General features: G+C 69.1%; 21 protein-coding genes and 1 pseudogene. 15 read left to right on the forward strand and 7 right to left on the reverse strand.

Going from position 1 to position 22,486, the window contains the following annotated elements:
* Window positions 1-12: 12 nt before the first annotated feature.
* On the reverse strand, window positions 13-2,886 hold the full coding sequence (locus MTE01_RS07180; protein WP_246078055.1) for an aminotransferase: 2,874 nt from the start codon (window positions 2,884-2,886) through the stop codon (window positions 13-15).
* Window positions 2,887-3,245: 359 nt separating this feature from the next.
* Window positions 3,246-4,919 (reverse strand): annotated as a pseudogene (locus MTE01_RS07185) (amidase); the annotation flags it as partial.
* 28 nt (window positions 4,920-4,947) lie between these two features.
* Here MTE01_RS07185 and MTE01_RS07190 point away from each other — a divergent pair.
* The 3 genes from MTE01_RS07190 to MTE01_RS07200 all read left to right on the forward strand — a co-directional run bounded on the left by MTE01_RS07190 (window position 4,948) and on the right by MTE01_RS07200 (window position 7,198).
* Entirely contained in the window at window positions 4,948-5,628 is a 681-nt protein-coding gene (locus tag MTE01_RS07190) for a TetR/AcrR family transcriptional regulator (protein ID WP_170210643.1), read from the forward strand.
* Between the two features lie 69 nt (window positions 5,629-5,697).
* Window positions 5,698-6,378, forward strand: coding sequence for a phosphatase PAP2 family protein (locus MTE01_RS07195; protein WP_141376567.1), 681 nt, complete (start codon window positions 5,698-5,700; stop codon window positions 6,376-6,378).
* Between the two features lie 16 nt (window positions 6,379-6,394).
* Entirely contained in the window at window positions 6,395-7,198 is an 804-nt protein-coding gene (locus tag MTE01_RS07200) for a DUF1206 domain-containing protein (protein WP_116238708.1), read from the forward strand.
* A 9-nt stretch (window positions 7,199-7,207) separates the two neighbouring features.
* On the opposite strand, the gene MTE01_RS07205 is transcribed toward MTE01_RS07200, so the two are convergent.
* Complete coding sequence (locus MTE01_RS07205; RefSeq protein ID WP_103206840.1) at window positions 7,208-8,014, reverse strand: DeoR/GlpR family DNA-binding transcription regulator; 807 nt, start codon at window positions 8,012-8,014, stop codon at window positions 7,208-7,210.
* A 233-nt stretch (window positions 8,015-8,247) separates the two neighbouring features.
* Between MTE01_RS07205 and MTE01_RS07210 the strand changes: the two genes are divergently transcribed.
* The 5 genes from MTE01_RS07210 (at window position 8,248) to MTE01_RS07230 (ending at window position 13,582) form a co-directional block, all read left to right on the forward strand.
* Complete coding sequence (locus tag MTE01_RS07210) at window positions 8,248-9,540, forward strand: ABC transporter substrate-binding protein (protein ID WP_141376569.1); 1,293 nt, start codon at window positions 8,248-8,250, stop codon at window positions 9,538-9,540.
* 73 nt (window positions 9,541-9,613) lie between these two features.
* Window positions 9,614-10,543 (forward strand): carbohydrate ABC transporter permease, encoded by a 930-nt coding sequence (locus MTE01_RS07215; protein WP_103206838.1) that lies wholly within the window; start codon window positions 9,614-9,616, stop codon window positions 10,541-10,543.
* 2 nt (window positions 10,544-10,545) lie between these two features.
* The gene (locus tag MTE01_RS07220; RefSeq protein ID WP_116238707.1) at window positions 10,546-11,418 is read left to right on the forward strand and encodes a carbohydrate ABC transporter permease; all 873 of its coding nucleotides are present in this window, start codon (window positions 10,546-10,548) and stop codon (window positions 11,416-11,418) included.
* 35 nt (window positions 11,419-11,453) lie between these two features.
* Window positions 11,454-12,317: a ketose-bisphosphate aldolase gene (locus MTE01_RS07225; protein WP_103206836.1), complete on the forward strand. Its 864-nt coding sequence runs from the start codon at window positions 11,454-11,456 to the stop codon at window positions 12,315-12,317.
* A 20-nt stretch (window positions 12,318-12,337) separates the two neighbouring features.
* Entirely contained in the window at window positions 12,338-13,582 is a 1,245-nt protein-coding gene (locus MTE01_RS07230) for an ADP-dependent glucokinase/phosphofructokinase (protein ID WP_141376571.1), read from the forward strand.
* A gap of 21 nt (window positions 13,583-13,603) precedes the next feature.
* On the opposite strand, the gene MTE01_RS07235 is transcribed toward MTE01_RS07230, so the two are convergent.
* A complete protein-coding gene (locus MTE01_RS07235) occupies window positions 13,604-14,707 on the reverse strand; it encodes an FUSC family protein (protein ID WP_116238705.1) in 1,104 nt (367 codons plus the stop codon).
* Window positions 14,708-14,805: 98 nt separating this feature from the next.
* A complete protein-coding gene (locus tag MTE01_RS07240) occupies window positions 14,806-15,771 on the reverse strand; it encodes an alpha/beta fold hydrolase (RefSeq protein WP_141376573.1) in 966 nt (321 codons plus the stop codon).
* Window positions 15,772-15,849: 78 nt separating this feature from the next.
* Between MTE01_RS07240 and MTE01_RS07245 the strand changes: the two genes are divergently transcribed.
* Window positions 15,850-16,089 carry a DUF3072 domain-containing protein gene (locus tag MTE01_RS07245; protein ID WP_115915964.1) on the forward strand — a complete coding sequence of 80 codons (240 nt, stop codon included), beginning with the start codon at window positions 15,850-15,852 and terminating at the stop codon, window positions 16,087-16,089.
* 27 nt (window positions 16,090-16,116) lie between these two features.
* Here MTE01_RS07245 and MTE01_RS07250 read toward each other — a convergent pair whose 3' ends face one another.
* Window positions 16,117-16,605: a MarR family winged helix-turn-helix transcriptional regulator gene (locus MTE01_RS07250; RefSeq protein ID WP_103206831.1), complete on the reverse strand. Its 489-nt coding sequence runs from the start codon at window positions 16,603-16,605 to the stop codon at window positions 16,117-16,119.
* A gap of 135 nt (window positions 16,606-16,740) precedes the next feature.
* On the opposite strand from MTE01_RS07250, the gene MTE01_RS17330 reads away from it, so the two are divergent.
* A complete protein-coding gene (locus MTE01_RS17330) occupies window positions 16,741-17,505 on the forward strand; it encodes a MarR family winged helix-turn-helix transcriptional regulator (RefSeq protein ID WP_141376575.1) in 765 nt (254 codons plus the stop codon).
* 3 nt (window positions 17,506-17,508) lie between these two features.
* Here the strand turns inward: MTE01_RS17330 and MTE01_RS07260 are convergent, their stop codons facing one another.
* On the reverse strand, window positions 17,509-17,835 hold the full coding sequence (locus tag MTE01_RS07260) for a DUF7882 family protein (protein WP_103206827.1): 327 nt from the start codon (window positions 17,833-17,835) through the stop codon (window positions 17,509-17,511).
* Window positions 17,836-17,953: 118 nt separating this feature from the next.
* Here MTE01_RS07260 and MTE01_RS17000 point away from each other — a divergent pair, with 118 nt between their 5' ends.
* The 5 genes from MTE01_RS17000 to glgX all read left to right on the forward strand — a co-directional run bounded on the left by MTE01_RS17000 (window position 17,954) and on the right by glgX (window position 22,483).
* Window positions 17,954-18,097 carry a hypothetical protein gene (locus MTE01_RS17000; RefSeq protein WP_170210644.1) on the forward strand — a complete coding sequence of 48 codons (144 nt, stop codon included), beginning with the start codon at window positions 17,954-17,956 and terminating at the stop codon, window positions 18,095-18,097.
* Between the two features lie 43 nt (window positions 18,098-18,140).
* Window positions 18,141-18,818, forward strand: coding sequence for a GTP pyrophosphokinase (locus MTE01_RS07265; protein ID WP_103206826.1), 678 nt, complete (start codon window positions 18,141-18,143; stop codon window positions 18,816-18,818).
* 21 nt (window positions 18,819-18,839) lie between these two features.
* On the forward strand, window positions 18,840-19,694 hold the full coding sequence (locus MTE01_RS07270) for a transposase (RefSeq protein ID WP_103207097.1): 855 nt from the start codon (window positions 18,840-18,842) through the stop codon (window positions 19,692-19,694).
* Window positions 19,691-20,179 (forward strand): glutaminase, encoded by a 489-nt coding sequence (locus MTE01_RS07275; RefSeq protein ID WP_141376577.1) that lies wholly within the window; start codon window positions 19,691-19,693, stop codon window positions 20,177-20,179. The genes MTE01_RS07270 and MTE01_RS07275 overlap by 4 nt, the downstream gene beginning before the upstream one ends.
* Window positions 20,180-20,260: 81 nt before the next feature.
* Window positions 20,261-22,483, forward strand: coding sequence for a glycogen debranching protein GlgX (gene glgX / locus MTE01_RS07280; RefSeq protein ID WP_246078057.1), 2,223 nt, complete (start codon window positions 20,261-20,263; stop codon window positions 22,481-22,483).
* Window positions 22,484-22,486 lie beyond the last annotated feature (3 nt).

The following is a 22,486-nucleotide window of genomic DNA, read 5'->3' on the forward strand; positions in this document are numbered from 1 at the left end:
GGGTCGGGTGGGTCAGTAACCGGTGGTGAGGACGCGATCGAGGGCATCGACGAAGACGTCGACCGAGGCGCGCGTGACGACGAGGGGCGGTTTGATCTTCAGCACGTTCTGGTGATCGCCGGTGGGTTGCATGATCACGCCGAGTTCGAGCAAGCGATCGCAGATCGCCGCGGTCTCGGTGGTCGCGGGTTCGAGCGTCTCGCGGTCGCGCACGAACTCGACGCCCAGATACAGTCCCGAGCCGTGCACGGTGCCGATGAGGTCGTGCTTCTTCCCGAGCTCTTCGAGGCGTCGCTTGAGGTGTGCGCCGACGACCCGCGCGTTCTCTTGCAGACCCTCCTGCTCGATCACGTCGAGCACGGCCATGCCGATCACCGACGACACGGGCGAGCCCCCGGTGGACGAGAAGAAGTACCCGCCGGTGCGATAGCGGTCGGCGATCTCGCGCCGCGTGACCACTGCGCCGAGCGGGTGGCCGCCGCCGATGGACTTCGCCACCGCGACGATGTCGGGCACGGCTCCCTGCTGCTGGAAGCCCCAGAACCATTCACCGAGGCGGCCGTAGCCGACCTGCACCTCGTCGGCGATCGCGAGACCCCCGTGGCGGCGGATCGCGGCGTAGACCGCGCCGAGGTATCCCTCGGGCAGGGCCACCCCGCCGGCGTTGCCGAAGTAGGTCTCGGCGATCATGCCCGCCGGAGGGCGACCGGATGCCGCGAGCTCGTCGATGACCGCGACGGCTTCGGGCGCGTACTTCTCGGCATCCGCCCCCCGGTGCTTCCCCCGGTAGGAGTTCGCCGCGTCGACGGTGTGCACCCAGTCGGGCCGCGTGCTCAGCGCATGAGGGTTGTCGGCGATCGAGGTCGATACGGCATCGCTGGCGTAGGTCCAGCCGTGGTACGCCTCGCGCATCGCGACGATGTCGGGGCGGCCGGTCGCCGCCATCGCGAGGCGGATCGCGAGATCGGTCGCCTCGGATCCGGAGTTGACGAAGAACACGGTGTCGAAGCCCTCGGGCAGGGTCGCGGCGATCCGATCGGCGTAGTCGGTGATCGCTCGGTAATGGAACCGCGAGTTCGTGTTCAGCAGGTGCATCTGCCGGGAGCCCGCCTCGACCACGCGCGGATGGGCGTGGCCGACCGAGGCGACGTTGTTGACCATGTCGAGGTAGACGCGACCGTTCACGTCGATCAGGTGTTCGCGCCACCCGCGCTCGATGCGCGGGGGAGCGGCGTAGTAGTGCTCCTGCACCTCGGCGAGCACCTCGTGGCGGCGTGCGAGCACGTCGTCGTCGACGGGAGTTTCGGCGGGGACGCCGATCGCGGCCCCGGGATCGCCGGCCACCTCGCGCCACGCGGCCGCGAGGGCGGGGGTGGTGCGCGCGGGCGGGATCGCTCCGTCGATCGCGCGGCGCAAGACCAACCGGGTGCGAGCGGGCAGGACCCCGGATGCCGCCGCGGCAGCGCCCGTGATCGTCACGGTCTCGTCGGCCGAGGTCCAGACCAGATCCTCCCCCTCGCGGCGGATGTCGCCGGGGGCGAGCGGGGTCGGCTCGGCGAGCCACACGGTCACCCCGGTCGGCAGCGACGCCGCGGTCGAGGGGAAGGGGGCGCTCGTCCCGGTGAGCTGGGCAGTCCAGGCCGGAAGTGTCACCATCGCCGCTCCCGCATCGAGAGCGTCGAGCGCGGCGTTGTCGAGCGTTCCCGCGTCGAGCCAGGCGCCGCCGTCGTTCAGGGGCGACTCGGTCGTCGCGTCGAGCTCGACGAACGGTACCTCGGGCAGCAGAGGGGCGGCACCCCACGCCCGGGGGTTCGCCGCCGGGCGGCCGAGAGCGGCCCGCGTCGCGGCGGTGATCACGGGCAGTGGCACGGATGCCGCCTGCTCGAGGATGCGGAACTCGCGGTCGAGTGCGACGCTGGCGTACGCGTTCTCGTCGTCGAGGCGCACCTGCGCCCGGCCGCTGAGCACGAGGACCGCCCCGCGGAGGACGACCAGCGGCCAGAGAGCCGTGATCTCGTCATCGGTGAGGTCGCGCACCCGGTCGAAGGCGCGGATGGCGGGCAGGGCGCTCTCGGGCGTCGCGTCGTCGTGATGCAGGATCGACGAGACGGTCACGGCGATCTCGCCCACACGCCACGACACGCACACGTCTCCGAAGTCGATGACCGCGTCGGGCACCGTCTCGCCGGGGGCGCGCAGCACGTTGTCGTCGGTGACGTCGAAGTGTCCGGCCTGGACGGGGAGGGCGTCCCGCACGGTGGCGAGGGCGGCGCGGGCCGCGTCGGCGGCACGCTGGACGATGTCTCGCACCTCGGCATCCGGTTCGAGGGGGAGGAGGGTGTCGATGACGCGCCCGGCGTGGCGGAGATCCCATTGCAGCACCCGGCCGCTCGCGGGGTGGGTGAAATCGGCGAGCGAGAGGCTCACGGCCCCCGAGAGGGAGCCCATCCGCTCGACGACCGCGGGGGAGAGGTAGCCCGAGCCCATGAGCGTGCGTCCGTCGATGTTCTCGATCACCCGCGCGTGGATGCGCCCCTGGCTCGACTCCCACCACGTCGACATCGCACCGTGCGGTCCCTCGACGATGCGGGGGATGCGCAGGTGAGGGGTGCGCTCGGCCACGAGGGCCGCCGCGGCGTCCTGCATCTCGATCTCGGCCTCGCTGAACACGGGATTGCTGAGCTTGAGCACTCCCAGGGGCTCGGAAGAGCCGCGACGGAACACGCGGAAGTTCTGGTCCTGTTGACTGCCGAGTCCCCGCAGGTCGATGTCGACGCCGAACGCGTCGGCGAACAGCCGCCGCACCTCGTCGTCGGAGAGCGTCGGGGTAGGCAGGTCGACCTGGCTGAAGTAGTCGAAGACGGGGGTCGGAGCGGTCTCGGTCACGGTGGCTTCCTCGGGTGATTCGGGTGTCACAGGGGAGAGTCGGATACCGTGGCGACGGCGCCGGCGACGGTCCCACCGGCATCGCGCACGACGACGACGACCAAGGGGCCGTAGGGGGCGACCCATTCGCTCACGGGCTCGCCGGACGGCTCGGGGGAGACCTCGGCGCTCACCCGGCCGTTCTCGAGTCGCGCGGGAACGCGCGCGCCGTCCACGAAGAGGGCGTGATCGACCGCGATGCCTCCGCTGACGGTGGCTGAGACGGTGACGCGCTCGCCGTCGTGTACGACCTCGTCGACGGTGACCGACAGGGAGCCCTCGGCCGCGGGGCGGGGCTCGGCGAACACCGCCTCATCCGGCAGGGCGGGGGTGCGCGGGGGCGTTGTGCGGCGCTCGCCGAGCGCGGTGATCGCCTGGGCCAGCTGCACGAGGCGGGCGTCGCTGTAGGCGGGACCGGCGAGGGTCAGGCCCACCGGCATCCGGGTGTCGGCCATGGTGCCCATCGGAACCGTGACGGTGGGGATGCCGAGGTGACGCGGCACGAGGTTGCCGTTCGAGACCCAGACGCCGTTGCGCCAGGCGAGGTCCGCCGAGGCGGGATTCACGTCGGCGTCGGCGGGGCCGACGTCGGACTGCGTGGGGAAGATGACGGCATCGAAGCCCTCGGCATCCATCCACTCCTCGACGTCGACGCGGCGCGTGTGCTCGAGCCCGCGGAGGCCGTTCTCGAGGCTTGCCACGTCGTGCCAGTCGGGCTCCCACTCCTGCGCGCGCGCGACGTAGTCGCCGATGTCGTACGCGATGTCGTAGTGCCAGACGCCGTAGCGGTCGGGAAGGGCTCCGGGCGGGTGGGGGAAGATCAGGGCCGCTTCGGCATCGGCGAGACGGGGCAGCTTCGCGTCGCCGTTGGTGCGGAGGAACGTGTCCATCGCCCAGACCGCCAGATCGCCGACCTCGTCGTCGAGGAAGGCGCGCGTGACGAATCCGCGGTCGACGAAGTCCTCGTCGCCTTCGTGCAGTTTCTCGTAACGGTCGACCGCGGGGAAGTCCGTCTCGACGACCTCGGCGCCGGCGGCCTCGAGGTCGGCGCGCAGGTCGTTCCACAAGGCCATCACGCTGTCGCGCGTGACGATGGGCGAGGCGTTGTCGGGGTCGCCGTTGACGTAGATGCGCGGCACGGCGAGACGCAGACCCGCGAGCGGCAGCGGCTCGAGCGCGGCGAACGACTCGGGGCGCACCTGTGACGGGAGCGGGAGGTCGATGAACGGCTGCGTGCGCCAGAGGTCGCCCTCGGTCTCGGCGTCGTCGGCGACCACCGCGTCGAGGACGTGCTGCAGGTCGCCGACCGACCTCGTGTGCGGCACCACGACGTCCATCGTCGGCACGAGGGGCCAGTTGCCGCGCACCGAGATCACGCCGCGCGAGGGCGTGTATGCCACGAGGGCGTTGTGCGAGGCGGGAGCCCGGCCCGACGACCACGTCTCTTCGCCGAGCCCGAACGCGCAGAAGCTGGCCGCGGTGGCGGTGCCCGATCCGTTGGAGGAGCCAGAACCGAAGGCGGATGCCAGGTAGTCGCCGTTGTAGGGCGATTCGGCGCGGCCGTAGACGCCGCGCTGCATGCCACCGGCGGCCATGGGCGGCATGTTCGTGAGCCCCAGGAACACGGCGCCGGCTTCGCGCAGGCGCTCGATGGCGAAGGCGTCGTCGCCGGCGATCAGGTCGCGGAAGGCGGGGGACCCGGATGCCACGGGCAGGCCCTCGACGCGGTAGCTGTCCTTCGCGGTGAAGGGGATGCCGTCGAGGGGCCCGAGCGTGCGACCCCGCGCGCGGCGCAGGTCGGAGGCGCGTGCGGCGGTGAACGCGCGGGGGTCGAGCACGGGCACGCTGTTGAGGCGGATGCCGGAGCGGTCGTAGGCCGCGATGCGATTGAGGTAGCGGGCCACGAGCTCGACGCTGGTGAGGTCGCCGGCGTCGAGTGCTGCGCGCAGGCTGTCGATGTCGGCGTCGACGACGGTGAGGGCCTCGGTGGTCATGGCGGTAAACATACACCGTTTGTTTTACGTGTGCGAGAGTGGACTCGGAGCCCGCGCCCGTAGGCTCCCATCGACCGGGGAGGCCGCCATCGCCAGACCGCACACGCCGCTCCTGAGCCGCGATCTGATCGCGCGAACCGCCCTCGCCCTGGTCGACCGCCACGGACCCGACGGGGCGAGCATCCGCCGCGTCGCCGCACGCCTCGGGGTCAACCCCGCGTCTTTGTACAACCATGTCCCCAACCGCGCGGCCATGGTCGAGGACGTCCGCGCCCTCGTGTCGGCGCCCATCGACTCGCAGCCGCTGCGGGAGCTGCCCTGGGAAGACGCGCTCCGCGCCTGGGGACGCTCGTACCGTCGCGCCTTCGCCCGGCATGCCCGTGTCGTTCCGCTGCTGATGACGGAGCGCGCGTCGGCCCCCGTCCTCCTCGCGCAGTACGAGGACTTCGCGGCGGCCGCCGAGGCCGCCGGGTGGACGCTGCGCGATGTCATCCCGCTGCTGACCGCCTTCGAGTCCTTCATCCTCGGCAGCGTCCTCGACATGTCGGGGCCCGCCGTGGTGTTCGACCCCACGGGCCAGGAGGAGGCGTTCCCGCGCTTCTCGGCGGCTTTCGACACCCTCGCCGACGAGGACCCGGAGGACCCCGTGGCCACCCGCGCCTTCGAGCTCGGGCTCGACATGCTGATCGCCTCCGCACGGCCCCGCTGACGCCGAACCCGCATTCGGGCGCAGGGCAAGTCCTGGCTCGAGAGAATCCCGACCTGGGACGATTCCGGGATGGATGCCACCACGGACGAGCCCGCGATCCTCCCTGACCGGCCGAGGTCCGACGCGCGCCGTCCGGTCGCCCTGGTCGTGGGCGTCGTCGCGACCGTGCTCTTCGTGGCGCTGCGACTGGCCGTCGATCTCGACGGGGGAGCGCCGCTGGCGTTCGACCAGTGGTGGGACGACGCGATGGCCGCGCTCGCCGACCCAATCGCGGTCATCGTCGCGTGGATTCCCGCCATCGTGGGCGGCACGATCGGAATGATCGTCATCGGCATCACGACCGCCGTCGTCTTCATCCTGGTCAAGCGCCCGTGGGATGCGCTGAACGTCGCGGCATCCATCGCCCTGGTCGTGCTCATCGGCGCGCCCCTCGCCGCGGTCATCGCACGAGCCCGACCGATGGATTCGCTGGCCGAGACTCAGGCGACCTCGTTCCCCTCGGGCCACACCGCCGTCGCGACGACGATCGCGGTGACACTCGCGCTGATCCTCCGCCGCGGGTGGATCTGGGCGGCAGGCGCCGTCTGGGTGCTGCTGATGATGTGGAGCCGCACCTACCTGCACGCGCACTGGCTCAGCGACGTGACAGCGGGTTTTCTGGAGGGAGTGGCGGTGGCCACCCTCGTGTGGGCGCTGGTGGAGGTGTGGCGTGTGCGCCGCGCGCAACGCCTGGTGGCGGCGTCCGGCTGAGCGCTAGGGTTCCCGGATGACCAGCGCCTCCGCCGCCGCCGACAAAGCCCAGGATTCGACCGCCTTCCGTGTCGCCGCACGCGTCGGCTACGTGGTCCTCGGGCTTCTGCACCTGTTGATCGGGGTGATCGCGGTGTCTCTTGCGACCGGCAGCGGCGGCGACAGCGCCGATCAGAGTGGAGCCCTGCAACAGGTGGCCGAGGCTCCGGCGGGCAAGGTACTGCTCTGGGTCGTCGTCGTCGGGCTCGTCGCGCTTGCCGTCTGGCAGGTCGCAGATGCCGTCGCCGAGCGCGACCCCGACGAGAAGACGCGCTGGGCGCACCGCGCGAAATACGTGGGAACGGCCGTCGCGTACGGGGCGATCGCCGTCACCGGCTTCACGATCGTCTCGGGCGGACACTCGGACTCCTCGCAGTCGTCGCGCACTCTCAGCGCGCAGCTTCTCGCCATGCCCGGGGGCATCGTGCTCCTGGTCGTCGTCGGTCTGGCGGTGGCGGTGATCGGCGTCGCCTTCGTCGTGCGCGGTGTCACGAAGGCCTTCATGAAGAACCTGTCGAGCCCGGGCGGGACGGCGGGGCGTGGCATCCGGACCTTCGGGATGATCGGTTACGTCGCCAAGGGGATCGCGGTGGGCGTCGCCGGGATCCTCTTCATCGTCGCGGCCTTCTCGCACGATCCGAACGCGGCCGGCGGTATCGACTCGGCGCTGCGCTCGCTCGCGAGCCTGCCGTTCGGGCAGGTCGTCCTGTGGCTCGTGGGCGCGGGGCTCGTCGTGTACGGGCTCTTCTGCTTCGCCCGGGCCCGGTACGCCCGCATGTGAGCGCGCTGATCAGGGGGTGACGACGGTCACGCCGGCTTCGGCGAGGGCGGCGGACAGCTCGGGTGACGGCTCGGCGTCGGTGATGAGGTAGTCGGCCTTCTCGAGGGGGCCCACCTGGGCGAACAAGCGTCGGTCGAGCTTCGAGGAGTCGGCCAGGATCGCGGTGCGATCCGCGCGCTGGATCATCTCGCTCATCATGGTCGCGTCGCCGAGGTTGCTGGTCGAGAAGCCGGAGCCGTCGACCGCGCCGACCGCGATGAGGGCGTAGTCGCAGCGGATGTCGACCTCGGGGGTGTGCGAGTTCATCGCCAGGGTCACCGGGCCGGTCGTGGCCTGGGTGATGGTGCGGACCGCGCCGCCGAAGATGTACAGATCGCGGAAGACGCTGGGAGAGATCTCGGCGGGGATGCGCAGGTTGTTCGTCGCGATCGTGAGGTTCCGGTGATTGCGCAGGGCTCGGGCGACCGCCAGCGTCGTGGTGCCGGCGTTGAGCATGAGCACGGATCCGTCTTCGATGAGCTCGACCGCGAGCGCTGCGATGCGCTCTTTCTCGGAGATCTGCATCTGCAGGCGCACGTCGAGGCCGCGGTCGCGGCCGGGGACCGACATCGCGCTCACGGCACCGCCGTGGGTGCGCACGACGATCCCTTCGCGATCCAACTGATCGAGGTCGCGGCGGACCGTGTCGATCGAGACGCCGAAATGCGAGGCGAGGTCGACGACGGTCACCTGGCCCGACTCGGCGACGTAGGCGGCGAGCTCGGCCTTGCGGCCCGCCGGGAGGCGTCGCTTGACCGTGGCGGGGGATGCGTCCATGCCGTCATCTCTAGCACAGCGCCGCACACCGTTCCGCAGAATCTGTGCAAAAACGGCAGAGAACAGCATGAATGCCGTCCTCTATGCAGCGATTCCCGCCGAATCGTGCGCCATTTATCACGAATCTGCATCGACGCCTTGCGAACCCCGGCATATGAGCGCATACTCATGCTGAAAGACGCAAGAAAGCGCAGAACAGCGCGAAATGCGGCAGATCTCAACGAGGAGAAACGATGGACAACAGCGGGCGCCGGCGTCGGAACGCCATCAAGCTCGTCGGTGTCGCAGCAGCGGCCACGACCCTCCTGGCGATGGCGGGGTGCTCGTCGAACAGCTCGGGCACGTCCTCCGACGGGAACGTCACGATCGAGTTCGCCCAATGGTGGGAGCCCGAACTCGGCGACGGACAGTTCCGCGGGCTCATGGACGAGTTCGAGAAGGAGAATCCCGGCATCACGGTCGATCTGGTGAGCGGCCCCTACGCCTCCACCAAGGAGCAGCTCTTCGCCGGGGCGGCCTCCGGCACCATGCCCGACGTCGTCGGTCTGGACGGAGCGTGGGTCAGCGACTTCGCCAAGCAGGGCGTGATCGCCGACCTGTCGAAGCTGATGAGCGACTCCGGCTACGACGACAGCCAGCTCGCCAGCCAGATCAAGGTCGACGGCAGCACCTACATGATCCCCGTGGTCAATTTCGTCTACCCCATGTTCACCAACGACGGGCTCCTCTCGCAGGCCGGGGTCAGCTCTCCGCCCTCGACCCGCACGGAGTTCGCCGATGCGGCCAAGAAGATCACGGCGCTCGGCGGAGACGTGTCGGGTTGGGTGCTCCCGCTCTCGCTCGAGGCTCCCAACGGCGTGCAGAACGACGTCATGTCGTGGGTGTGGGCCTCGGGCGGTTCGATGCTGAAGGACGGCCAGCCCGATCTGACCAACACGGACGTCGCCTCGGCCACCGACTACATCCAGCAGCTCTGGAAGGACGGCGTGATCGCCCCCGGCTCCTTCACCATGAAGGAGCAGGACAAGGTCGAGGAGTTCACCAACGGACGCGTCGGCATGATGATCGACTCGCTCGCGCACATCAACCTGATCCGCCAGTCGAACCCCGACCTGAAATTCTCGATCTCGGCGATCCCCGCGAAGGACGGGTTCACCGGTGAGCGCGGCATCCCCTACGCCTCGTGGGGCATCGGTGTGGCCGAGAACTCTCAGCACAAGGACGCGGCCTTCAAACTCGTGCAGTTCCTCATGGGCAAAGACGTCAACAGCGAGCTGTCGACGATGGCGAAGGCGTTCCCCGGCAACACCGAGAGCGTGCCGACATTCGTCGCGGACGACGAGCTGTTCAAGACGGCGTTCGACATCTACAAGAAGGGCTACCCGGCGAACGAGTTCACGGGTCTCCCCGTCGCCGAGGAGCTCATGCGCCAGTTCGGCACCCAGCTCCAGTCGGCCCTCGACGGCCAGCAGTCGATGAGCGACGCGCTCACGAAGACGCAGGACGAATGGACGTCGGAGTTCTGATCCGACCCCGCACCGGGATGCCGCACCGCCACCGCTCGCGGTGCGGCATCCCGCTCAGCGAAAGCCGCACATCATGACCATGCGCACTCTCACACCCCCCGATACCGAGGTGATCGTCACCGGACGACCCGCCTCCCGCCGCACCCGGCAGCTGCGCAAGGCCGGCGAGGCCTACGCGTTCCTGTCTCCGACGCTGATCCTGCTCTTCGTCCTGATGATCGTCCCGATCGTCATGGTGATCGGGTACTCGTTCCAGGACAACGTCATCCTCAACAAGAGCCCCGAGGTCGTGGGCCTCGACAACTACGTCGCGATCCTCACCGATTCGGGCTTCTGGAAAGCGACGGGCAACACCCTCTTCTTCACCCTCACGAGCGTCGCCGCGCACCTCGTGCTCGGACTCTCATTCGCCCTCCTGCTCAACAGCCGGCTCATCGGTGCGGTCCCCCGGGCCATCTTCCGCGGGCTCTACGTGCTCCCGTGGCTGTTCACGGTCGCCGTCATCGCCGTGCTGTGGCGCATGCTGCTCGCCCCGAACGGCATCGTCAACTTCCTCCTCAACACGAACATCGAGTGGCTCGCCTCGCCGCAACTGGCGCTGGGGACGGTCACCTTCATCAATATCTGGGCCGGCTACCCGTTCTTCATGGTGAGCCTGCTCGCCGGTCTCCAGGGGATCCCGAGCGACCTCTACGAGGCCGCGACCGTTGACGGTGCCAGCCCCGTGCAGCGCTTCTGGAACGTCACCGTCCCTCAGCTGCGTCCCATCATCGTGAGCCTGCTGCTGCTCGACCTCATCTGGACCTCGCAGCAGTTCGCCCTCATCTGGCTGACCACGGGCGGCGGTCCCATCGACGTCACCGAGATGCTCAGCACCTTCACCTACAAGCTCGCATTCGCGAAGTACGACTTCTCGATGGCCTCCACCTCGGCGGTGCTGGTCCTGGCGATGTCGATGATCATCGCGGTGCTCTACGTCCGCCACCAGAAGGCGAGGGACTGACCATGGCCTCGACCACGACCGCACGCCCGCGCGCCACCAGCGCGATCGCGCGCCGCCGGCTCGCCAAGACCGGCGTGCTCATCGGCCTGTTGATCGGCGCGGTCTTCGCCGCCGGTCCCGTGCTGTGGATGCTCTCGAGTTCGTTCAAGTCGAACACGCAGATCTTCGAGCTCCCCCCGCGCCTCATCACCGACACCTTCTCGTTCGACGCGTACATCTCGATCTTCACCAATCCCGAGACGGTGCGCTTCTTCATCAACAGCTATGTCGTGGCGGGGGCCGTGACGATCCTGACGCTGCTCGTCGCGATCCAGGCGGCGTACGCCTTCAGTCGATTCGAGTTCCGCGGCAAGCGCGTCGTCAACGTCATCATCGTCAGCGTCCAGGCGGTCCCGCCGATCACGCTGCTGATCCCGTACTTCGGTCTGATGGTGGGGCTCGGCCTCTACAACACCTATCCGGGCCTCATCTTCACGTACATGGTGTTCACGCTGCCCTACGCGATCATCATGATGACCGGGTACTTCAACACCCTGCCGAAGGAACTCGACGAGGCCGTCCGGGTCGACGGCGCCGGCTCCTTCACCGCCCTGTGGCGGGTGCTCGTGCCCATCTCCATCCCCGGGATCGTCTCGGTGGGCATCTACACGTTCATGATCGCGTGGAACGAGTTCCTCTTCGCCCTCACCCTCACGCGCACCATCGACATGCGCACCGTGCCGATCGGCATCCAGCTGCTCATGGGCCAGCACTCCTACGAGTGGAACCAGATCATGGCGATGAGCATCCTCGGCTCGATCCCGGTGCTGCTGCTCTTCCTCTTCTTCCAACGCTTCTTCATCAGCGGCCTCACGGCCGGCTCGGTGAAGAGCTGACTCCCGCACACCCAACCCCGAACAAGGAGAAATCCGTGCTCTACACCGGCAAGTCCATCCTCGACGTGGCGAACGCCCACCGTTTCGCCATCCCGGCTTTCAACATCAGCGATTGGGCGATGTTCACCGGGATCATGGACATCAGCGAGGAGAAGAACGCTCCGGTCATCATCGCGATCCACCCCGACGAGGTCTCGCACATCACCACCGACCTCCTCCCCGCGATGCACGCCCGCGCGCACCGCTCGAGCGTTCCCGTCGCCATCCACTGGGACCACGGCGGAACGTACGAGCAGATCGTCCAGGCGATCCAGGCCGGCTTCACCTCGGTCATGATCGACGCCTCGCTCGAGCCCTTCGAGCAGAACGTCGCCCTGACGCGGAAGGTCGTCGAGGCCGCTCACGCGGTCGGCGTGCAGGTCGAGGGCGAGCTCGGCACCATCGGCGCGAACGACAGCTACGGAGAGTCGGGCGCGGCCGAGATCATCTACACCAACGTCGACGACGCCGTGCGCTTCGTCGAGCAGACCGGGGTCGACAGCCTCGCCATCGCCATCGGCACCTCGCACGGGCTCTACCCCGCCGAGAAGAACCCCGAGCTCCGCCACGACCTGCTCGAGCAGATCAAGGCGGCGGTCGGCATCCCGCTCGTGCTGCACGGCGGGTCGAGCAACCCCGACGGCGAGCTGAGCCGCGCGGTCGAGCTGGGCGTGAACAAGATCAACATCTCGAGTGACATCAAGGTGGCCTACCACGACCGCATGCGCGAGGTGCTCGGCACCGACCGTCGTCTGCGCGAGCCCAATGCGATCCAGCCCGAGTGCATCGCGGCGATGAAGGTCACGGCCGCCGAGAAGATCGACCTGTTCGGCGCAGCCGGCAAGGCCGACCTGTACTGAGCGGAACGGAGACCAGCGTCATGGGGCAAGACCTCGTCCTCGGACTCGGCGGGACCGTCGACTACGAGATCCGGTGGGATGCCGCGGTGCTCGCGGCCCTGGCCGCGGAGCACGGCATCCGTCTCGACGAGTTGACCACCACGACGCCCATCATCGACGAGCGCGCGCTCGTCGTGACGGTGCTCGCCTTCCTCGCCACGGGTGGGGGAGGCGAGCGCTTCGTGCTGACCTCGGACATCGTGGAACGCTTCGCCGCGCACTTCGACAAGGCCGTCACCCTGGGCGGCACGGGGGTGCGGGCGGGGATCGCCCTCGACCGCATCGGCGTTCCCACGGTGCAGCACCTCGTCAGCATCGACGACACCGTTCGGCGGCTCCTCCCGGCGTCGATGAGGATCGTCTCGTCGGCGACCCGCGACACCCTCGACCCGCACCTGATCGTGCAGTACCCCGAGGGTGCGACCGTGCGGGTCGTCGACGGGGCGGTGACCGCTCCGGCATCCAACCGACTCATCTTCGCCAACGACTCGCCCAACCGCGAGATGGCGATCGCCGACGGACTCGGCGACGCTCTCGAGGGGGCTGCGGCGTTCCTCGTCTCGGGCTTCAACACGATGCAGGATGCCGACCTGCTCGAGGCCCGGCTCGACGACCTGGCCGCGGCCATGCAGCGCCTTCCCGCCGACGCTCTCGTCTACTACGAGGACGCGGGCTTCTACCGCCGTGAGTTCTCGGCGCACGTACGCAGGCGTCTGCTCGAGCGCGTCGACGTGTACGGCATGAACGAAGACGAACTCCAGGAGTACCTGGGGCGGTCCGTCGACCTGCTCTCGCCCGACGACGTCGGGGCGGCGCTCGCCGAGGCGCACCACCTCATCCCGGCGCGGGCGCTGATCGTGCACACGAAGTACTGGGCGCTCGCCGTCGGTCCCTCGGCCGCCCGGCACGCGGCTGGACTCGAGAGCGCCGTGCGCACCGCCGCGACGCGCTACCGGCTCGGCGACGCGTGCACCGCCGCCGACCTCGACGTCACGGCGGGTCTCGGTCGCCACCCCGGGGGAACCGCGGTCGTCGCTGCGCTCCGACGAAGCGGTCGGGCGGTCGGCGTGCCCGCGTATCTCATCGATACCGCCGACCCCACGACGATCGGCCTGGGCGACACGTTCGTCGGCGGATTCCTCGCCGCGGTTCCGGCCGCTGCGCGGTATGCGACGGCGGCGGCTCTGGATCGCGCTCTCGACGCGGTGGGCGGACGGCCGGGCTGAGGCGCTACGGCCCCGACACCTTCATCGCGCCGCCGTGTCGGCATCCGGGTCCGAGAACGGTCCGCACGCGGCGATCACGCGGCGCAGGCTCACCGCGGCCTCCCACGCGTCGAGGGGCTCCTCGTGCGCGTCGAGTGACCGCAGGCTCCCGGTGTAGCGGGTCAGGGACTCTTCCGCCTCGCGCAGCTGATCGGTGGTGGCCACGGGCTCGGGGGGCGTCGTGACCAGTCGCGAGACCGCGTCGATCGCGTCGGCGAGGAGGCGTCGCGCCTCGGCAGGCAGGCGGGCGTCGACGTCGGGGCCGGCGGTGAGTCGCGCCAACGCAGCGGCCAGTTCTCTGGTCGCGTCCGCCGTGCCGGTCAGGGCGTCCAGACGGCGCCGACCGAGGTCGCGCGGAGTCTTCGCGCGGCGGCCGCGCGGGTTGTAGCGGCGGCTCTCGTCGGCGAGGTCGACCTCTTCGCGGACCTCGACGAGGGTGCCCTCGAGGGCTGCGGTCGCCCGGTCGGCGGCCTCCGGGTCGAAGGCGCGACCCGCGATCGACGACGACATGGCCCGCAGCGCCTGGCCCAGGGCGTCGCGGAGCTGACTCAGCCGACCATCGGCCTTCTCCACCCGCAGCGGTGGCACGACCAGCAGGTTCACCACGACCCCCACCACGACGCCGAAGGCCATCGTCACGAGGTACGACACCGAGTACCCGTCGGGGTCGGCGCCGCCCAGCAGCAGCACGAACAGCCCCGCGATCGCCACCCAGTCCCGCCCGACGCCGAGGGCGCGCACGCCCGCGAGCAGTACGCCGATCAGGATGACGGCCGCCACGGCGACGATGCGGGGCAGGCCCGTAGCCACGACGGCGAGGCTGACGAGACCCAGGCCGATTCCGAGCGCGAGACCGACCACGGCCTGCGCACCGCTCGAGGCGGAGCGCGCGACGGTGGGGTACATGCTCACGAGCACGCCGAGCGGTGCGTAGTACGAGTATTCGCTCTGCGCGAGGGGGACGAGAGGGGCGAGATACCAGGCCAGGGCTGCAGCTGCGGCGGTCTTGGCCGCGAGCAGCAGTCGGTCGGCGGTGATCGCGTCGGACCACCATCGCCGAGGATCCAGGGCGGCGGGGGCGATCATGGGCGGGGGGCGCGCGGGCGAGTCGACACCATCCCATGCTCGGCGTCGCCGACCGGGCCGTCGCGGGGGTTGCCCCCACGGGGTCGCCGGGTTAGGGCTCAGCGTCCGGGGCGATACGCGTCCCACAGAACGCGCGCGTGGCGAGCCTTCGCGCGCTCGACACCGTCTTCGTCGTGGCGGGCGGCGCTGATCCACTCCGCAAGGCGACTGGCGATGGCCCCCAGCACCATACTCAGGTCGGCGTGCGCGGCGGGGGGTACCGCGGCCTCGGCCGCCGGCATCCGTCCCTTCGGTGCGAGTTCGTCGTCGACGTGCTGCCGCACGAGGCGAGCGACCCCGACGGCGTGACTGTTGACGACGCAGTGTGCGGCGCCCTCGATCTCCCATCGCCGAGCCGTGCGGGCGCGGGCGACGAGGCGCGAGTGCAGGCGGCGGGGAGAGGGGCGGTCGTATTCGCCTCGGATGAGCAGTAGCGTCGCTCGTCCCTCGCCGATGCGGTCCGAGATGCGATAGCGCAGCATGTGCGGTAGCGCCTCGAAGAAATAGAGGAACCCGCACAGCAGGTAGGCCGACACCGCGAGCAGCGCGATGTGGATCGATTCCCGCGCGGTCGACTGGACGAATCGGACGCCCTGTACGAGAGCCGTGGACTCGGCCTCGTCGACGACCGGGCTCACCAGCACCGCGTGCGAGAGGCCGGGCCGCCGAGCCAGCACCTCGGTGACCACCTGCGTCCCCATCGAGTGCCCGATCAGCACGGGATCGTCGAGTCGGTAGTGGTCGAGCACCCCTTCGACCTGGTCGGCGAAGAAGGCGGCGGTGGGGGACTGCCCGGATGCCGGCACCCCGCCGAATCCCGGAAGATCGAGGGCGTACACCTCGCCCTCCTCGGCGAGCAGGGGCGCGAGGAACTCGAAGTACGTCGAGGCGACGCCGATGCCGGCGATGAGCACGAAAGACCGCCCGGTGCCCGCGTTCGTCGACACGCGCGTCACGCGCGTGCGGGAGGAGCCTTGTCGATACGTCTCAACGTCGACGTCGGCGGGACGCGAAGTTTCGGGCATCGACCCAGGATGCCGTACGTGCCTGGACGACCTGTCAATCCCGGTGCCGGTGTCGCAGGCTCCGCTTAGCCTTCGAGCATGAGCGATACCTCCCGTGAAGAAGAGACCTTGGGTGCCGTCCGCGAAGGCGACAACCCCGCCGAAAAGGATCCGTCCGACTGGGTGACCGGTGACGAGCCGATGACCGCCCCGCAGCGCAGTTACCTCGACACGCTCGCGCGCGAGGCAGGCGAGGAGATCCCTGCCGACCTGACCAAGGCGGAGGCCTCGGAGCAGATCGACCGCCTCCAGAACGAGACCGGTCGCGCAACCGAGTGACCCTCGAGGCGTCCCACCGCCTGCTCGTCAGGACGTGTGGGACGTCTCTGCGTCTGCGGAGATCGCGTCGATGTCCTGCTGTTCTCCGCGGGCGATGTCGTCGAGGAAGTCGGCGACGATGCGTCGCTCCGCGGGACCGAGGCGCTGAGCCGCCGCGGCGGCCGAGACGCTTCGCACCGAGAGGATGCGTCGTGCGGGCGAATCGGCGCTGATCGTCTCACGAACCACGATGGATCGGCGATCGCCCGGGTACGGCTCTCGTTCGACCCATCCGGCGTCGGCGAGTCTGTCGATGAGCGCGGTGGTCGCCGCAGACGAGATGCCCAGCATCGACGCCAGGATCCTCGGCGTCACGGGTTCGTCGTCGGGGGAGCGCTGCAGCAGGAACCGCAGCACCTTGGCGTCGTTGGGACCGATGCCGAGGGAGTACAGCGCGTGCCGCTCGGAGGCGACACCGGAGTCGGTGAGGTCGTTGAGAGCCTTGACCACGTCGTCGGCGGACGTCGCGTCGTTCATCTCTCCTCCTCAGGTGTCTCGATGCCCTAGTGTCTTCGATGCCGATCAAATAGGTAACCGTTGGATCTCCATCGTACCCGTCCCTCACGCGAACCGGCAGGGGGCTGGACGCGGACCGTGGCGTAGGATGCCCAGGTGGAGACAGGGCCCGAGTCGAGCTACTGGTACGGCGCGAGTGACGAGGATCGTCGCCGCCGTGCGGTCGAGGTCCTCCAGGCCTTCCGCGTCTACCGCGCTGCCGAAGTCGCGATGCGTCGGCGTACGCGCGAATCGATGTCGATGGGCGAGAACGAGCTGCTCGTCCTGCGCTACCTCATCCGGGCCGCCGGGCAGAACCGCCAGGTGTCGCCGAGCGAGCTCACTCGGTACCTGGGCGTGTCCACGGCCTCGACGACGGCCATCGTCGACCGTCTCGAGAAGACCGGCCACGTCACGCGTGTTCCGCACCCCACCGATCGGCGGAGCATTTTCATCGTCGCGACCGCCGCGAGCGATGAAGAAGTGCGCGCGACTCTCGGATCGATGCACGCTCGCATGATGGCGGCTGTCGTCGACATGAGCCCCGAAGAGAGCGCGGCGGTGATCGCCTGCCTAGGCCGGCTGCAAGATGCCAACGCGGTCGACATCGATGACCGCACTCTTGCGCACCTGCGCATCGTCGTGATGAACAAGCTTCGACGCTCCGAGTCGTTCATGTTCGACGTCGAGGTCGGCGACGGCAGCGGTCGCCGCAGTTTCTGGATGCACCCCTCGGTGCCGATCCAGTTCCACTTCTACGGCAGCCGTCAGCCTCGTATCAACCGCGTCTGGGTCGAAGACCTGATGCTCGCGGCATCCGGCCCCAACGGCCTGGCGATCACGCCGGAGCCGAGCGAGGACGCCCTCGTCGAAGAGGGCTGAGCGCTAGCTTCTCTCGGCCTCGGCCGTCGGAGAGATGTCCTCGGGGACGAGCATGATGCCGCCCGAGGAGTTCGCGGAGTCGGCCAACCGCTCGATCCACTCCCGGCTGAGCGTGGTCGGTTCGCTGTTGTCGAAGACGAAACGCAGGGGAATCGCCGGGTGCAGCCAGAGGGTGCTGCGTCCGCGCTCCTCGTCGTCGCGGTGCCGCCACGACAGCGTGAAGCTCTCGCCGCGGCGCAGTTTCGTCGAGATGACGACTTTGAGGTGGGCCAGGGCGCGGTCCTCGATGTGGACGGTCGTCCCGCTGCCACCGTAGTGAATGGTCCCCATGATGCCCACGATACGCCAGACCCCGCCGCCGATACGCGGCGAGATGCCAGGTGTCAAGACCGCCGGGCGTGGCGGCGGCGCCTGGCACAGTAGCCATATTTCACGGAAGGAGGGCGCCGTGACCAATCCCCCCGGTCCTCGGCATCCCGAATCGTGGAACGACCCGGACGACCTTCCGGACGTGTTCCAGGGCTTGATCGGAATCGACGTCATCGACGGCGAGCTGGTTCCCCGAGCGACGGCCGAACCACCCCGAGCGTGATGCTCCCAGCGGCCTCGTAGTCGGGTTCGCTACGGTCGAGACCATGCCGGACCCGCTGGAAGAACAGCAGATCACCGTCTCGAGCGCGGCTTTGAGGGCGATGCGCGACGAGTTCCAACGCTTCCTCATGGAGTACCGCTTCGGGCTGGCCGAGGTCGAGACCAAGATCTCGATCCTGCGCGAAGAGTTCCAGGAGATGCACGCGTACAACCCGATCGAGCACGTCTCGAGCCGCGTGAAGTCGCCGGACAGCCTGGTCGACAAGGTTCGTCGCAAGGGCATCGAGACCGACTTCGATTCGATCCGCGCCGGCATCACCGACATCGCCGGCATCCGCGTCACGTGCAGTTTCATCGACGACGCGTACCGGCTCTCCAACCTGTTGACGCGTCAGGACGACATCACCGTGCGCGACGTCAAGGACTACATCGCCCACCCGAAGGCGAACGGCTACAAGAGCCTGCACGTGATCGTGGAGGTGCCGGTCTTCCTGTCGACCGGTCGCGTCGACGTGCCGGTAGAGGTGCAGTTCCGCACGATCGCCATGGACTTCTGGGCGAGTCTCGAACACAAGATCTACTACAAGTACGACCGTCTGGTTCCCGACGATCTGCTCGCCGAGCTCAAGGACGCGGCGGACACCGCCGCCGAGCTCGATACCCGCATGGAGCGGCTGCACCGCGAGATCCGCGGCGCGCACCCCGGAGTGGTCTCGCTCTGACGCGGGCGACACAATGGGGTGATGAGCGACGACGACGCCCGCGTGGACGAGGTCGCCGCCGAACTCCTCCTCGTGCCCCCCTCGCGCTTCACCGCGGCCCGCAACGAACGCGCTGCGGCCGAGAGCAGAACTGTCGGGCGACGAGTCGCGAAGCTGCGCAAACCCACGGTCGCAGCCTGGGCGGTGAACCTCCTCGTGCGCGACGGGCGACTCGGCGAGGCCGTCGACCTCTCGCGCGCCCTACGTGAGGCGCAGGACGATCTGGATGCCGCGGAGCTCGGGCGGCTGGGGCGTCAGCGCCGGGAGCTGGTCGCGGCCCTCGCCCGCCGGGCGGGGGAGCTCTCCGCCGCGGCGGGGGTCCCGCTGAGCGGGGCGATGTCGGACGCCGTCGAGAAGACCGTGAACGCCGCGGTGGTCGACGCCACGGCCGCGGCCGCCGTCCTGACGGGACGCCTCATCTCGGCGATCGACCTCGCCGAGCTGCGGGACGGGGCGCTCGGAGAGGCCGTCGCCGGCTCCGTCCCGGACGGCATCCCGCAGGCCGCGCCTTCCCCCGACGATCTCGCCTCCCGTCGAGCGCGCAAGGACGCGGAACGGGTCGTACGGGAGGCGCAGCGCGTGAAGGCCGACGCCGACCGCGAGTATGCCGCCGCCGATCGGCGTGTGGACGCAGCGCGCGAGTCCGCGACCCGCGCCCGCGAGCGTGCAGAGGGTCTTCGCGCCGACCTGGAGCGCGCGGAGAAGAGCGCTGCCGAAGCGGACGCCGCGCTCACCCGGCGCACGACCGAGCGGACCCGCGCTCGCGCTGCCGTGCGGACGGCGGTCGAGGCCGTCGAGCGGGCCGAAGTCGCGCGTGACGAAGGATCCGACCGATGAGCGACTCCTCTCTCTCCGCGATCCTCGACCACGCCCGCGCACGCCTGTCCGACGTTCCGCGCGAGAGGCTCGGCGAGCTGCAGGAGGGCCGACGGCTCCTCGGCATCCCGAGGGCTGCTCGGATCCCGTCGCGCGGAACGGCCTGGCACCTGGGCGTCCTCCTGCTGACCGAGGACGCCCTTCTCGCGACGGGCGACATCGTGCGCTCGCGTCCGGAGGTTCGACGCGGATTCGCGGCGGAGTCACAGCGCCGCCGCGCGGAGCTCTCGGCCGCGGCGGCGAGGGGCGGCGTGCCGGAGGGCGAGACCGTGCACATCGGATGGCAGGCCATCGACATCGCCGGGGTCGGCGCCGCATCGACACCCGTGGCCGTTCGCGACGGGGAGCTCCTCGTCCGATGGAGTGCGGCCGGAGCATTCATGCCGTTGGGCCGGTACGTCGATGAGCGCATCGAGCTTCTGCGGCATCCACCGGAGCGGGCGTAGACACCGGCGCGCATAGTCGGGGGTGGAGCGGCTGTCAACAGCCGTGATCGCGGCAGTACCCGGAAACGACGCTGGTCTATCGTGAGCGACGTGCAGCAGGTATGGCCAGGATCCAGTTATCCCCTCGGGGCCACTTACGACGGTAACGGGACGAACTTCGCCCTGTTCAGTGAAGGAGCGGAAAAGGTCGAGCTCTGCCTCTTCGAGGAGGACGGAACGGAGACGTGCTTCGAGCTGATCGACGTCGATGCGTTCGTCTGGCACGCGTACCTTCCCAACGTCCAGCCCGGACAGCGGTACGGCTATCGCGTGCACGGCGAGTACGACCCCGCCAACGGCAAGCGCTTCAATCCCGCCAAACTCCTCCTCGATCCCTACGCCAAGGCCGTCGAGGGTCAGGTCGAGTGGGGGCAGCCCGTCTTCAGCTACGAGTTCGGCGACCCCGATTCGTTCAATGACGAGGATTCCGCCGCCCACATGATGAAGGGCGTGGTGATCAACCCGTTCTTCGACTGGTCGGGCGACCGGCAGCCCAAGATCCCCTACGCCGAGTCGTTCATCTACGAGGCGCACGTGCGCGGCCTCACTCAGCTCCACCCCGACGTCCCCGAGGAACTGCGCGGCACCTATGCCGGCATCGCCCACCCCGCGGTCATCGAGCACCTGCAGAAGCTCGGCATCACCGCCATCGAACTCATGCCCGTCCACCAGTTCGTCAACGACTCCACCCTCGAAGAGAAGGGGTTGTCGAACTACTGGGGCTACAACACGATCGCCTTCCTCGCTCCGCAGAACACCTACTCCTCGACCGGCGACCACGGTCAGCAGGTGCAGGAGTTCAAGGCCATGGTCAAGGCTCTGCACGCGGCGGGTATCGAGGTCATCCTCGACGTGGTCTACAACCACACGGCCGAGGGCAACCACATGGGCCCGACCCTCTCGATGCGCGGCATCGACAACGAGGCGTACTACCGCCTCGAAGACGATGACAAGCGCTATTACACGGACTACACCGGCACAGGCAACAGCTTGAACGTGGGCAACCCCCACACGCTGCAGCTCATCATGGACTCGCTGCGCTACTGGGTGCTCGAGATGCACGTGGACGGCTTCCGTTTCGACCTCGCCTCGACCCTCGCCCGCGAGTTCTACGAGGTCGACCGCCTGGCGGCCTTCTTCGAGCTGGTGCAGCAGGACCCGATCGTCTCGCAGGTCAAGCTCATCGCCGAGCCGTGGGACGTCGGTCCCGGCGGCTACCAGGTCGGCAACTTCCCGCCCCAGTGGACCGAGTGGAACGGCAAGTACCGCGACACCGTGCGCGACTTCTGGCGCGGTGAGCCGCAGGCTCTGGGCGAGTTCGCTTCGCGCCTGACCGGCTCGGCCGACCTGTACGAGCACTCGGGGCGCTTCCCCGTGGCATCCATCAACTTCGTCACCGCGCACGACGGATTCACGCTTCGCGACCTGGTGTCGTACAACGAGAAGCACAACGACGCCAACGGCGAAGACAACAACGACGGCGAGTCGCACAACCGGTCGAGCAACATGGGCATCGAGGGGCCCACCGATGACCCCGAGGTGCTCAAGCGCCGAGCGCAGCAGCAGCGCAACTTCATCGCGACGCTGCTGCTCAGCCAGGGCGTGCCGATGCTGCTGCACGGCGACGAGCTCGGCCGCACGCAGGGCGGCAACAACAACGGCTACGCGCAGGACAACGAGATCACGTGGGTGGACTGGTCGAGCATCGACACCCCCCTGGTCGAGTTCACCGCGGCTCTGGCTCGCCTGCGCAAGCAGCACCCGACCTTCCGCCGCAGCCGGTTCTTCGACGGCCGCCCCGTGAAGATGGAGGAAGGGGCGCCGATCCCCGACGTGGTGTGGCTGCGTCCCGACGGCTCGCTCATGCAGCCCGAGGACTGGGACAACGGCTTCGGTCTGGCGGTGGGGGTCTTCCTCAACGGTCAGGGCATCCGCGAGCGCGACCGCCGCGGCGAGTCGATCAGCGACGACCACTTCCTCGTGCTGTTCAACGCCGGCGACGACAGGGTCGACTTCCGCCTCCCCGACTTCGAGTACGCCCCCAAGTGGGACGCCTACGTCGACACCGCGGGCGAGCGCGCGAACACCGAGCCGCTCGACCCGGGGCAGACGCTGCCGCTCGAGCCGAAGTCGCTCATCGTGCTGCGCGAGCACCACCTGCCCGAACCGGAGATCGACCACTCGGTCGCGGCCTCCCTCACGGCGCAGATCCAGGTGATCGGGACCGACGACATGCCCGGCCAGGCACCCAAGCCGGAGCTCTGAGTC

It is taken from the genome of Microbacterium testaceum (assembly GCF_006539145.1).
GTDB lineage: Bacteria > Actinomycetota > Actinomycetes > Actinomycetales > Microbacteriaceae > Microbacterium > Microbacterium testaceum.